The sequence below is a fragment of the Mesorhizobium sp. M0815 genome (genome assembly GCF_040319995.1).
In the GTDB taxonomy this organism is placed as follows: Bacteria; Pseudomonadota; Alphaproteobacteria; order Rhizobiales; family Rhizobiaceae; genus Mesorhizobium.
The window spans coordinates 422,308-434,913 of sequence record NZ_JAMYOU010000001.1; the positions used below are offsets into that span (position 1 = coordinate 422,308).

Genomic DNA, 12,606 nt, shown 5'->3' on the forward strand with positions numbered 1-12,606 from the left:
CATCTCCCCCTCAAGGGGGGAGATCGAGCCCTCATCGCCGCTTTCGCTAACCACTAGCGTTGCAAGGACAGTGTCAGCGTGGAAACTGCCAATCTCCCCCCTTGAGGGGGAGATGTCCGGCAGGACAGAGGGGGGTGGGCGGGAACGCAAGCTTCGCCCGGTTTTTGCGTCCGGCAACACAGCGGTTCCTCAACGTCCATGACCGCCTACCTCCTCAAGCGCCTCGCCATCGCCGTCGTCACGCTGGTTCTGGCCTCGATGGTGGTCTTTGCCGTGCTGGAGATCATTCCCGGCGACCCGGCACGGCTGATGCTTGGCCTGAACGCCAGCGCCGACCAGATCGAATTGCTGCGCAACCAGATGGGCCTCAACGCTCCCGTCGTGCTGCGCTATCTGCATTGGGCCGGCGGGCTGCTGAGCCTCGATTTCGGCCGTTCCTATACCTATTCGGTGCCGGTCATCGATCTGGTCCGCGAGCGCCTCGTCGTGTCGCTGCCGCTAGCGTTGATGGCGCTGGCGCTGTCCACCGTCATTGCCATCCCGGTCGGGCTGTTTTCCGCCAGCCGTAGCGGCCGGGCCGGCGACACGATCGCTATGGGCGCCGCCCAGCTTGGCGTCGCCGTGCCCAATTTCTGGTTTGCGCTGATGCTGATCTATCTTTTCGCCGTCTGGCTGCGGCTGGTGCCTGGCGGCGGCTTTCCCGGCTGGAGCGCCGGCGTCTGGCCGGCGCTGAAATCGCTGCTCCTGCCGGCAATCGCACTCGCTCTGCCGCAGGCGGCGATCCTTGCCCGGGTCACCCGTTCAGCGCTGATCGAAGTGCTGAGCGAGGACTACATCCGCACCGCCCGCGCCAAGGGCCTGCCCTATCGTATTGTCTTGTGGCGGCACGCACTGCGCAACGCCATGCTCCCGGTGGTCACCATTCTAGGCCTGCAATTCGCCTTCCTGCTCGCCGGCACCATCATCATCGAGAACGTCTTCTACTTGCCCGGCCTCGGCCGGCTGGTGTTCCAGGCGATCAACCAGCGTGACTTGATCGTGGTCGAGAGTGTCGTCATGCTGCTGGTCGCCGCCGTCATCGTCGTCAATTTCGTTGTCGATCTCTCCTATGCGGTGGTCGATCCGCGCCTGAGAGGCCGGCAATGACGCTGCACATCGACATCCCCGACGAGAACCTTGCCGGCATCCTGGCCAAGGCGTTTCGAAACCGTTCGTTCCTCGCCGGCTTCGTCGTCACCGCACTGGTGGCTGCGGTCGCGATCCTCTCCTTCGTGTGGACGCCTTACGACGTCACCAGGCTGGTCATTTCCGACAAGACCCAGGCGCCGTCGCTGGCGCACTGGTTCGGCACCGACCATTTCGGTCGCGACATCCTGTCGATGATCATGGTTGGCGCCCGCAACTCGATCGCCGTGGCGCTGGTGGCGGTCGGCATCGGCATGGGCATCGGCGTGCCGCTCGGCGCCTTTGCCGCGGCGCGTGGCGGCTTCGTCGACGACGTGCTGATGCGGCTGAACGACCTGGTCTTCGCCTTTCCGGCGCTGCTTTCGGCAATCATGATCACCGCCATCTTCGGGCCCGGCGCGTTCAACGCCATCATCGCCATCGGCATCTTCAACATCCCGGTGTTCGCGCGCGTCGCCCGGGCCGGCGCCCTGGCGATCTGGCCGCGCGAATTCATCCTCGCCGCCCGCGCCGCCGGCAAAAGCAGGACGCTGATCAGCATCGAACATGTGCTGCCCAACATCGCCACGCTGCTGCTGGTGCAAGGCACCATCCAGTTCGCGCTGGGCATACTGGCCGAAGCCGGGCTTTCCTACGTCGGGCTGGGCACCCAGCCGCCGATGCCGAGCTGGGGCCGCATGCTGTTCGACGCCCAGACCCGCATGGTGGTGGCGCCGTGGATGGCGATCTTTCCGGGCATGGCGATCGTCATCACCGTGCTTGGCCTGAACCTGCTTGGCGACGGCATTGCCGACATTCTCGACCCGAAGTCGCGGCGGCAGCGATGAGCCTGCTCGAAATCGAGAAGCTGTCGCTGACCATCGGCGGCACGCCCATCCTCAGGGACGTCGAGCTATCCGTCGCGCCCGGCGAAGTCATGGGGCTGGTCGGCGAATCCGGCTCCGGCAAGTCGATGACGGCGCTCACCGTGATGCAGCTCTTGCCCTGGGCGGCACGCGCCACGGGACGCGTTACCTTCGACGGCATCGATATTCTGGCGGCGAGCGAGGACCAGATGTGCGCGCTGCGCGGCGACGACATCGGCATGGTGTTCCAGGAGCCGATGACGGCGCTCAATCCGGTCAAGACCATCGGCGAGCAGGTCGCCGAAGGTATTCGCTGGCACACCAGGGCGAGCCGCGCGGACGCCGAGCAACGGGCGCGAAAAATGCTCGACCGGGTCGGCTTGCCGGCGGCGCAGTTCCCGCTGTCGCGTTATCCGCATGAGCTGTCCGGAGGCCAGCGCCAGCGCGTCGTCATCGCCATCGCCTGCGCGCTGAAGCCCAAGCTGCTGATCGCCGACGAACCGACGACCGCACTCGACGTGGTGCTGCAGGCGCAGATCCTCGACCTGCTGCGCGACCTCGTAGCGGAAAACCGCATGGGTCTTCTGCTCATCTCGCACGACCTCGCAGTGGTGACCGAGATGGCGGACCGCATCACCATCCTGCGCCATGGCGAGGTGATGGAGGCCGGCGATACCGCGCGCACGCTATCCGAACAGCTTCACCCCTACACGCGCCAACTGGCGCAGGCCTCGATGCATTTGCCGGCGCGAGCCCGCACGCATGACAGCGGATCAGCCAAACCGCTGCTTCAGGTAGCGAACGTAACGCGGGACTATCCCGGACGGCGCATATCGCTGTTGAAACCGGCAGCTCCCATCCGCGCCGTCGACGATGTCTCCTTCTCGATGGCGCCCGGCCAGTCGGTGGCGCTCGTGGGGCGCTCCGGCTGCGGCAAGTCGACGCTCGCCCGCATGGTCCTGGCGCTGGACAAGCCGACGGCCGGTACGATCCGCTTCCGTGGCGACACCCTCACCGGCAAGAGCGAGGCGGAGCTGAAGCCGGCGCGGCGCGACATGCAGGTCGTGTTCCAGGACCCGTATGGTTCGTTCGACCCACGCCAGAAGGTCGAGAGATTGGTGGCCGAGCCGCTGCATGTGCTGGAGAAGAAGCCGGCGCCCGCCGCGCGGCGCGAGATGGTGGCGCATGCGCTGCACGAGGTCGGCCTGTCGCCTAAAGACATGGACAAATATCCGCACGAGTTTTCGGGCGGCCAGCGTCAGCGCCTGTCGATCGCCCGCGCCATCATCACGCGACCGAAGCTGGTCGTCGCCGACGAGCCGGTCTCGGCGCTCGATGTCTCGATCCGCGCGCAGATCCTCGATTTGTTCGCCGAACTCAACCAGAAACTCGGCATCGCCTATCTGTTCATCACCCATGATCTGACCGTCGCCCGCGCCATCACCGACGAAGTGATGGTCATGCATGACGGCAAGATCGTCGAGCGCGGCAGGACGAGCGAAGTGCTCGACCACCCGCAATCCGAAGCCGCCAAGGCGCTGGTCGCCGCCGCTCCCGATTTGCATCGGGCAATTGCGAAAAGGCTGCAGGAACAGGGGTGAGCAGCTTCGTGGCACGGCTTGATCCACAAAGCATACCTACCCCCCTCACGTGAAAACTACACCGATCGCGGTCAATCAGGCGAGCGGAGTGTCGAGTCTAGCCACAAAGAAAGCAAGGATTCGACCGGCAACAATGGCGGACATTAGAATGGCTAAGGAGGCGGCGAAACGGGGCGTCGGGACCCTGTAAAGCCAAATCCCAACAAAGGAGGCGATAAACCTCCTTCTGTTCCAAACGACTAACAGGAGGGGCTAATGGTCGACCTATCAATGCTCGAGTGGTTAGAGGAGTGGTACCAAGGGCAGTGCAACGGCGATTGGGAACACCAATACGGCATAAAAATTGATACGATCGACAACCCTGGATGGGAAGTTTCAATAGATTTGCACGGGACGCAGCTCTATGGAAGAAAGTTTACAGACGTAAGCTTTCAGTATGGCGAGGAAATAGATTGGTTTTTTTGTAACAGTCAAGGATGGTACTTTCAAGGGATTTGGAGGGGCAAGGAACTTGTCGAAGATTATCGAACAGTTTAAAAAGTTTGCGATGGAGACGCAAAGGTAAATAGAGAAATTAGATGCCTAAAGATTTTTTTCGCTAGATGTACAAAACTGGAACTACGGTGACAGTGCTGGACCTCACCACATAAATGAGACACGGCAATTTCTGTGACAGGTTATCCTGGAGGATGACCTATTACAGACAAAATGACGCTCAGAACGTCAGCAGTCAGCCGATGACTCAGTCTTGCGGCTTCACCACATCGGCCGGGCTGATGTCGAGCAGGTCGAGGGTGCGGCGTAACAGCTGCATCTCGCTCCCGGCAAGTTGCGAATCGGCCTTGGCGATCTCGGCCATATGGCGGGCGAGCAGCTTGCGCCGTTCGATGTCGAGGTCGCGAAACTGAGCGATGGCCTGCGAGCTGTTGGTCTCGTAGCCGAACTCGTTGAGATATTCGATAACGCTGTCGATGCTGGTTTCGGGAATGCCGAAGGCTTCCCGGCAGATACGCCTGAAGGCTGTCATTTCGCTTTCGCTGACCGATCCGTCGGCCAGGATCATGCGGAACAGCATCAGCAGTTCCGCCGACAGCACCGGATCGTCTGCGACCTTGCGCACGCCGGGATCGCCGTCGAAGATCGAGCGTATCTGGTCCAGCAATCCCATCGCCATGAGCCCCTTCCGATTCGTCGGGAAGGTAGCGCGGAATCGGCTTTGCGCAAACGGGGTGCGAAGGGTGGAACTGGGCAATCGCTTCAGGTTTTGAATTCGTCTCCTCACCCCTTTAGGGCGTTGGCGCTGCCCCTCACCTGCCTGCCGGCATCCTCTCCCCGTTTAGTAACGGGGAGAGGGCGCTCTCGTCACCGGTTTCGCCAATCGCAGACGCTGCAAGAAAAGGCGCCGACGTTGCGACCAGCCCTTTCTCCCCGTCACTATACGGGGAGAAATGCCCGGCAGGGCAATGAGGGGCGGCGGCGACATCGACAATTGGTGGTCTCCGCCACAATTTGGAAACTGTCATTCGTCTGAAGCGATTGCCCTTCGTGATCGAACTCGCGGCACCGTTCTGGCCGCTCCCATAAAACTGCCGGCCAATCCGGCAAGCCCGCTGCGCTCATTGGTGTGTGACCGCGCGACTGATACTATGCGGCTGTACGAATCATGTTGAGGAGGGACCGGACATGAATCTCAGTGCGCCTACCCAGCTTATTTTCATCATATCCCTTGTCATCGCCATCATCGGCGTTCTCGCCGCGCTTGGCGTTCTTGCGTTTATCCCTTTGAATGCCGCGTGGATTGTCGTCATCGCCTACATCGTGCTGGCCGCCGGCTGCCTGATGCGCGGCGCTTAAACACGTCCAGACAATTCAGAATCTCAGGCAACTCGGAGCGCCCGGCCAAAAGCCGGGCGCTTTGATTCTGCAGGATGGTCTGTTAGAATTCCTGGACGAGGGAAGCACATGCCCGCCAGCGAAGACGGCAGCCGCCACGACGGCCCAGGGCTCGATCGGTTCGAGATGGTGCGGCGCGCGCCCAGTCATCGGCTTCAAGGCGCCGTCACCGACATGTGCGGCTTTCGCGAAACCATGCCAGGCCATTTCCGCGTCATCGAATATGCCTCGCTGACCGTGCCGCTGGTCATCAGCTTTGCCGAACCCTTTGCCATCGGGCTCGGCAGGGACCCCGGCGACAATGACCGCTTCGCCAGTTTTGCCGCCGGCCTCTACGCCGGGCCGGTGGTGATCGAATCCTTCGGCGGCGCCTGTTGTGTGCAGATCAATTTCACCCCGCTCGGCGCTCGTCGCTTCTTCGGCCGGCCGATGAGCGAACTGACCGATCGCATGGTCGGCCTGGATGACGTGCTCGGCGTTGGAGGCGTCGCGCTTCGCGAAAGGCTTGGCAATGCGCCGGATTGGAGCTCACGCTTTGCCATCGCCGAGGCCTTCGTCGCCGACCGGTTGGCAACCACAGACGGCACTCAAGCCGAAATTGTCTGGGCCTATGAGACGATCGTCTCGACGAGTGGTCGGACCCGCATCTCGACGCTGGCCGAAAAGCTTGGCTGGAGCCGCAAGCATCTCGCCGGAAAATTTTCGGGCGCGGTCGGCGTTGGACCCAAGACGCTCTCGCGCATCGTCCGCTTCAACCACGCGCTTTGCCTGTCGAGAAAGGCCAACAGCGATTGGGCCGACATCGCCGCCGACTGCGGCTATGCCGACCAGGCGCATCTGGTGCGCGAGTTTCGCGACCTCGCAGGCGTCACGCCGACGACTGTCGCCGTGAGGTAACATTTCTTCAAGACGCGCGACCGGCCTTCGCCCAGACTGGGTTGATCGACCAACACAGCGAAGGAGATCAGCCATGCCGAACACCACCGAAGCACAGCGGCTTTACCCGGCGCTGCGCTACAGAAATGCCGGCAAAATGATCGACTGGTTGTGCGAGGCCTTCGGCTTCAGCGTCCGCACCCGCTATGGCGAAGGCGACGTGGTGCACCATGCCGAACTCGCATTCGGCTCCTCGATCATCATGCTCGGCACGGCCCGCGACGATGCCTATGGAAAGATGGTCGGCGCGCCCGGCTCGGGCGGCGGCAAGTCGATCTATGTCGCGGTCGCTGACGCCGACGCGGCATACGCTCGGGCAAAAACCGCCGGCGCCGAGATTCTGGAAGAGCTCACCGACCGCGACTATGGCAGCCGCGAATTCATCTGCCGCGATCCGGAAGGCAATGTCTGGTCGTTCGGCACCTACTGGCCGAAGGCTGACGACGCCGCCAGCTAACGCGCCAGCCCGAAAATCGCGTCGCAGTCGAGGTGGGTTTCCAGTTCGGCTGCGATCTCGTCCAGTGCCCGTTCGACCTCGGCGCGGTAGTCGATGCCGCCGCCCTTGACGCCGAGGCTTTCGAGGAATTTCGCCCGGAAGGCGTCGGCGGAAAACAGCCCGTGCATGTAGGTGCCTGACACCTTGCCGTCGGCGGAGATGGCGCCGTCATCGACGCCGTTGATAACGGCGGATGGCCGCAGCGTGTCGGAACCGGTGGTGCGGCCGAGATGGATTTCGTAGCCCTCGAGCGGCAGATCGAACGGCACCGAGCGCGCGCTGACATTGCGCACCGTCTTTTCCGGCTCCATAACCGTTTCGACGTCGAGCAGGCCGAGGCCTTGCGTCTCGGTAACGCTGCCCTCGATGCCGTAGGGATCGCGCACGCTATGGCCGAGCATCTGGAAGCCGCCGCAAATACCGACGATATGGCCACCGCGTTTCCTGTGCGCGGCAAGGTCGCGGTCCCAGCCATTCTCGCGGAATTTCACGAGATCGCCGATCGTCGACTTTGAGCCGGGAATGACCACCAGCCCTGCATCCTGCGGCAGGCGTTGGCCAGGCGGCACGAACACCATCTCGACCTGCGGTTCGGCCTTGAGCGGGTCGAGGTCGTCGAAATTGGCGATGCGCGAGAGCACCGGCACGGCGATCTTCAGCGCGCGCCTCTGGCCGGACGCCAGCCGTTCGAGCACGACGGAATCCTCCGACGGCAGCCGCGCCGCCGCCTTCAGCCACGGCACGATGCCAAAACAGCGCCAGCCAGTGAATTTTTCGATCGCCTCGATGCCGTCATCGAACAGCGAGACATCGCCACGGAACTTGTTGATGAGGTAGCCGACGATCATACGCCGGTCCTCCTCCGGCAGGATCAGATGGGTGCCAGCGACCGAGGCGATGACACCGCCGCGATCGATATCGCCGACCAGGATCACCGGCACGCCGGCGCGCGTCGCAAAGCCCATATTGGCAATGTCTCGGCTCCTGAGATTGATCTCGGCCGGCGAGCCGGCGCCCTCGACAATGACCAGATCGGCGCCCTCGCCGACCTTCGCCCAGGAGTCCAGCACCGCATCCATCAACCGGCCCTTCAGCGCCTGGTAGTCGCGCGCCCGCGCCTCGCCGAACACCTTGCCCTGCACGACAACTTGAGCGCCGACATCGGTCTGCGGCTTGAGCAGCACCGGATTCATGTGGATGGTCGGCGGCACGCCGCAGGCGATCGCCTGCAGCCATTGCGCGCGGCCGATCTCACCGCCGCTTGAATCGCCGGGAATATCGGCGACGGCGGCATTGTTCGACATGTTCTGCGGCTTGAACGGCCGCACTTTCAAGCCGCGGTTCTTCGCCGCGCGGCAAAGACCGGCGACGAGCACCGTCTTGCCGACATCCGAACCCGTGCCCTGCAGCATGATTGCCTTGGCCATATCAGCCCCTGCCCTGCGCAACGGTTCCGGTGATCGTCGACTTGGCTGCCAGCGGGCCGCCGCGCCAGAGATAGAGCGCCATCAGTGGCTCCTTGCCGGTGCGCATGGCGTGGCTGACGTCAGAGGCATGGTGGATCACCTCGCCCGCCGCTCGAAGGCGAAAACCGCCATCGCCCATGCGCCATTCGGTGCCGCCGGTAAGCGGGACGTAGATCTCCTCCGCGACATGGTGGTGATCGGGGTAGACGATGTCGGGCCCAAGGATCAGCAGGCCGGCCGCGACCTCTTCATTGACGAAATGACCGCGCGTGCCGAATACCTCCAGCCAGCCGTAATTGTCGATGAAAATCTTGCCGAAATCCGCTTCGCCATAGGTCTGGCCCCAGCGCAGATCGCCGCGACGCTGCGCAACCAGCCGCGCCAGCGGCTTGGCCGCAGCGGGAGCGAGTTCGACGATACGGTCGAGCAGGACGAGACAAGGCAGTGCATGCGGTTCGAGCGGCCGGCTTGGCATGTCCCAGCCGATTCGGGCCACGGCGTCGCGCACCAGCGCATCATCGAACGTCTGGAGATAGGCATGGAAGCGTCCAAGCAGTTCGTCGAAATTTGTCGTCACACTTTGCTCCAAAGCGCATTCGCACACAGCGGCTGCGCAGACGGTCGGGTTGCGCGGCGGCATCATTGGTCTAGATTGGACGGCGCGCAAAGCCAAAAACGACAGGCCAGCAGGCCGGAAACATCAGGGAGCACGCCATGGACGCCGCTGTCGATGCGGGCACCAGCCAGTTCGAACTCAACGAGGACCAGCGCGCCATCCAAGAGATGGCCGAGGCCTTCGCCGCCGATCGTGTGGCGCCGAACGCACTCGACTGGGATCGCAACAAATATTTCCCCGCCGACGTGATCCGCGAGACCGGCCCGCTCGGCCTTGGCGGCATCTATGTCCGCGACGATGTCGGCGGCTCGGGGCTCGGCCGGCTCGACGCCGTGCTGATCTTCGAGGCGCTTTCGCGTGCCGATCCGGCGTTTTCCGCCTTCATCTCGATCCACAACATGGCAGCATCGATGATCGACCGCTTCGGCAGCGACGAGCAGCGCCGGCGCTTCCTGCCGAAGCTGACCTCGATGGAATGGCTGGCAAGCTACTGCCTGACCGAGCCGGGCTCGGGCTCGGATGCGGCGGCGCTGAAGACGCGCGCGGTCAAAAGCGGCAGTGACTATGTGCTGAACGGCGCCAAGCAGTTCATCTCCGGTGCCGGCGACAGCGACCTCTATGTCGTCATGGCGCGCACCGGCGCCGACGGGCCGAAAGGCATTTCCACCTTCGTCGTGTCGAACGATGCGCCCGGCCTTTCCTTCGGCGCCAACGAACACAAGATGGGCTGGCACATGCAGTCGACCCGCCAGGTCGTCTTCGAGGACTGCAAGGTGCCGGCGGAAAACCTTTTGTCGGCAGAAGGCGCCGGCTTCGGCATCGCCATGGCCGGGCTCGACGGCGGCCGCTTGAACATCGCCGCCTGTTCGCTCGGCGGCGCGCAATCGGCACTCGACAAGGCTCTCGCCTACACCGCCGAGCGCAAGGCCTTCGGCTCGAAGATCAACCAGTTCCAGGCGCTGCAGTTCAAGCTCGCCGACATGGAGACCGAATTGCAGGCAGCACGCATCTTCCTCTACACCGCCGCCTCGAAGCTCGACCGCAAGGCGCCGGATGCCGGAAAATGGTCGGCGATGGCCAAGCGCTTCGTCACCGACACCGGCTTCAACGTCGCCAATGACGCCCTGCAGCTGCATGGCGGCTATGGCTATCTGCACGATTACGGCATCGAGAAGCTGGTACGGGACCTGCGCGTCCACCAGATCCTCGAAGGCACCAACGAGATCATGCGCGTCATCATCGCTCGCGCGCTGATCGGACGGTAAGGCAGTAGGCAGTAGGCAGTAGGCAGGAAGATGACCGGCAAGATCAATTCGTACAAGGATCTTATCGTATGGCAGCAGGCGATGGATCTGGCCGTCACCACCTACTCCTTGACCAAGGCATGGCCAAAAGAAGAATTGTATGGGTTGACCAGCCAAATTCGCCGCTCAGCAACCTCTATTCCTGCAAACATCGCGGAAGGTTATGGTCGAGACAACAGAGGCTCCTATCAGCAATTTCTCAGGATAGCCCAAGGATCGTTGAAGGAGTTCGAGACACACCTTCAGATCGCTGAACGCATTGGCCTTGCCACGCATGACCAAGCTTATCACGTACTGTTAGCGACCGAGGGCATCGGAAAAATGCTTCGCCAACTTATTAGCAAACTTGCGCCCGAATAGGTCGCCTACTGCCTACTGCCTACTGCCTGCCTTACCCAAACCGCGGAGTGCCATTATGACCACCATCGCCTTCATCGGCCTCGGCAATATGGGAAATCCGATGGCCGCCAACCTGGTCAAGGCCGGGTATGCCGTGCACGGCTTCGACCTGGTGCCGGAAAACCTCGTCATCGCCAGGGAGCACGGCGTCGTCATCATGGCCAATGCCGTTGCGGCGGTAAAGGATGCCGATGCGGTCATCACCATGCTGCCGGCCGGCAAGCATGTGCTGTCGGTTTACGCAGACATCGCGGCCAAGGCGAAAAAAGGCGCGTTGTTCATCGATTCCTCGACCATCGACGTCGAGTCGGCGCGAAAGGCCCATGCCACCGCGGCCAAGCACGGATTGCTGACGATCGACGCGCCGGTCTCCGGCGGGACGGGCGGTGCGGCGGCCGGCACGCTGACCTTCATGGCCGGCGGTTCGAAGGACGCCTTCGCCAAGGCCGAACCGATCCTCAAGCCAATGGCCGGCCGCATCGTTCATTGCGGCGACGACGGCGCCGGGCAGGCGGCGAAGATCTGCAACAACATGATTTTGGGCATTTCGATGATCGGCGTTGCCGAGGCCTTCGTGCTGGCGGAAAAGCTCGGCCTGTCGCACCAGGCGCTGTTCGACGTCGCCTCGACCTCGTCCGGCCAGTGCTGGTCGCTGACCACTTACTGCCCGGTGCCCGGCCCTGTGCCGACATCGCCCGCCAACAATGGCTATAAGCCCGGGTTTGCAGCGGCACTGATGCTGAAGGACCTGAAACTGTCGCAGGAGGCCGCACAGAGCGTCGGTGCGGCAACGCCGCTCGGCGCCGAGGCAGCCCAGCTTTATGCGCTGTTCAACGCACAAGGCAATGCCGGCGCGGATTTTTCCGGCATCATCAATTTCCTGCGCGGTGACCCTGCGTAAGGTCAAATTTCATAGTTTTCGATCTGCCCAAAGCGGAAAGTCGGCAAATTTAGGTTTGCTTAAGCTCTTGCTAACCCTGCAGTAACGATGTGCGTTTAAAACGGATTGCGAGGCGGACATCCGCCCGGCGCTCCGGATCAGGTCTCGCGTACCGGAGCCCGTAAGTTTCGCCGTAAGTTTCGCAAGTGTATTGTTGGCGAAGCACCATGCGTATCTGGCAAAGCCGCGTTCCGATGGAGCGCGGTTTTTGCGTTTTCGCCATGTCGTCGGAGCTATATTCCGATTGCCGCGTCGCTGATGCGGCCCTTCGGTGCTGTCTCAGTTTGAATTTCCGCTCACGACCCCCACATGAATTTCGGCTCGCTACCATTTCCACCGAGCGGGCTCGAAAGCTTGAAGGCAACCCAGTTGCAGACATAGTCGCGAAGACTATTTCATTAGAGGCTATACGGCCGCACGAATCTCTTCACATATTGAGGTCCCGCAATGGCGCACGAGCCTCGAAAAAGACCATTATTCCGCAAGCTCGATAATCATCTATTGCGGGTGAGCGACCTCGATGCAGCCGTATCGTTCTATGGGGATCGTCTCGGTCATGCGCTCGTTTGGCGGGACGATGAAGCCGCCGGCTTTGCGCTGCCTGAAACCGATGCGGAGCTGGTTGTCCATCTTCATATCGGTCCCGAGACCGACATCCTGGTCGATAACGTGGACGACGCGTTTGAGGAATTCTTGGCCGCCGGCGGTGAGGCTGTGCAACCGCCATTCGAGATCGCGGTCGGGCGGTGCGCCCGTGTCCGCGATCCTTTCGGCAACATTGTTGTGATCTTGGACCAATCGAAAGGGATGTTGGTCACTGACGCGAAGGGGCACGTCATCGGTGTCAAGGCGGGCCAGTGATCACGCGTGGTCGTCGATACTGCCAACAGCCTCGCCTGGCGAACTCTTCGCCATAAAGCGGCAT

The 12,606-nt window shown here is 62.4% G+C and carries 14 protein-coding genes; 11 read left to right on the forward strand and 3 right to left on the reverse strand.

The features are described 5' to 3' along the window. Positions 1 to 198: 198 nt before the first annotated feature. The 4 genes from NKI01_RS02020 (at position 199) to NKI01_RS02035 (ending at position 4,168) form a co-directional block, all read left to right on the forward strand. Entirely contained in the window at positions 199 to 1,146 is a 948-nt protein-coding gene (locus NKI01_RS02020; RefSeq protein WP_352961663.1) for an ABC transporter permease, read from the forward strand. Further along, positions 1,143 to 2,012: an ABC transporter permease gene (locus tag NKI01_RS02025; protein ID WP_352961666.1), complete on the forward strand. Its 870-nt coding sequence runs from the start codon at positions 1,143 to 1,145 to the stop codon at positions 2,010 to 2,012. Before NKI01_RS02020 ends, NKI01_RS02025 begins: the two co-directional genes overlap by 4 nt. Next, complete coding sequence (locus NKI01_RS02030; RefSeq protein WP_023719967.1) at positions 2,009 to 3,631, forward strand: ABC transporter ATP-binding protein; 1,623 nt, start codon at positions 2,009 to 2,011, stop codon at positions 3,629 to 3,631. The genes NKI01_RS02025 and NKI01_RS02030 overlap by 4 nt, the downstream gene beginning before the upstream one ends. A gap of 255 nt (positions 3,632 to 3,886) precedes the next feature. Next, positions 3,887 to 4,168 carry an Imm53 family immunity protein gene (locus tag NKI01_RS02035; protein ID WP_352894243.1) on the forward strand — a complete coding sequence of 94 codons (282 nt, stop codon included), beginning with the start codon at positions 3,887 to 3,889 and terminating at the stop codon, positions 4,166 to 4,168. 205 nt (positions 4,169 to 4,373) lie between these two features. On the opposite strand, the gene NKI01_RS02040 is transcribed toward NKI01_RS02035, so the two are convergent. Continuing rightward, on the reverse strand, positions 4,374 to 4,805 hold the full coding sequence (locus NKI01_RS02040) for a TerB family tellurite resistance protein (RefSeq protein WP_352961671.1): 432 nt from the start codon (positions 4,803 to 4,805) through the stop codon (positions 4,374 to 4,376). 509 nt (positions 4,806 to 5,314) lie between these two features. On the opposite strand from NKI01_RS02040, the gene NKI01_RS02045 reads away from it, so the two are divergent. From NKI01_RS02045 to NKI01_RS02055, 3 genes are all read left to right on the forward strand, one after another. After that, on the forward strand, positions 5,315 to 5,485 hold the full coding sequence (locus tag NKI01_RS02045) for a hypothetical protein (RefSeq protein ID WP_023676480.1): 171 nt from the start codon (positions 5,315 to 5,317) through the stop codon (positions 5,483 to 5,485). Between the two features lie 108 nt (positions 5,486 to 5,593). Next, on the forward strand, positions 5,594 to 6,421 hold the full coding sequence (locus NKI01_RS02050; protein WP_352791996.1) for a helix-turn-helix domain-containing protein: 828 nt from the start codon (positions 5,594 to 5,596) through the stop codon (positions 6,419 to 6,421). A gap of 73 nt (positions 6,422 to 6,494) precedes the next feature. Beyond that, entirely contained in the window at positions 6,495 to 6,917 is a 423-nt protein-coding gene (locus tag NKI01_RS02055; RefSeq protein WP_352961675.1) for a VOC family protein, read from the forward strand. Here the strand turns inward: NKI01_RS02055 and NKI01_RS02060 are convergent. Both NKI01_RS02060 and NKI01_RS02065 read right to left on the reverse strand, forming a co-directional pair. Beyond that, on the reverse strand, positions 6,914 to 8,383 hold the full coding sequence (locus tag NKI01_RS02060) for a cobyric acid synthase (protein ID WP_352791995.1): 1,470 nt from the start codon (positions 8,381 to 8,383) through the stop codon (positions 6,914 to 6,916). The genes NKI01_RS02055 and NKI01_RS02060 overlap by 4 nt on opposite strands. Before the next feature lies 1 nt (position 8,384). Further along, on the reverse strand, positions 8,385 to 8,999 hold the full coding sequence (locus NKI01_RS02065) for a dimethylsulfonioproprionate lyase family protein (RefSeq protein WP_352484187.1): 615 nt from the start codon (positions 8,997 to 8,999) through the stop codon (positions 8,385 to 8,387). Between the two features lie 137 nt (positions 9,000 to 9,136). Here NKI01_RS02065 and NKI01_RS02070 point away from each other — a divergent pair, with 137 nt between their 5' ends. The 4 genes from NKI01_RS02070 to NKI01_RS02085 all read left to right on the forward strand — a co-directional run bounded on the left by NKI01_RS02070 (position 9,137) and on the right by NKI01_RS02085 (position 12,542). Continuing rightward, complete coding sequence (locus tag NKI01_RS02070) at positions 9,137 to 10,303, forward strand: isobutyryl-CoA dehydrogenase (protein ID WP_023719959.1); 1,167 nt, start codon at positions 9,137 to 9,139, stop codon at positions 10,301 to 10,303. A gap of 30 nt (positions 10,304 to 10,333) precedes the next feature. Continuing rightward, positions 10,334 to 10,702, forward strand: coding sequence for a four helix bundle protein (locus tag NKI01_RS02075; RefSeq protein WP_023719958.1), 369 nt, complete (start codon positions 10,334 to 10,336; stop codon positions 10,700 to 10,702). A 55-nt stretch (positions 10,703 to 10,757) separates the two neighbouring features. Further along, on the forward strand, positions 10,758 to 11,642 hold the full coding sequence (gene mmsB, locus NKI01_RS02080; RefSeq protein WP_352484536.1) for a 3-hydroxyisobutyrate dehydrogenase: 885 nt from the start codon (positions 10,758 to 10,760) through the stop codon (positions 11,640 to 11,642). A 486-nt stretch (positions 11,643 to 12,128) separates the two neighbouring features. Next, entirely contained in the window at positions 12,129 to 12,542 is a 414-nt protein-coding gene (locus tag NKI01_RS02085) for a VOC family protein (protein WP_156948098.1), read from the forward strand. Positions 12,543 to 12,606 lie beyond the last annotated feature (64 nt).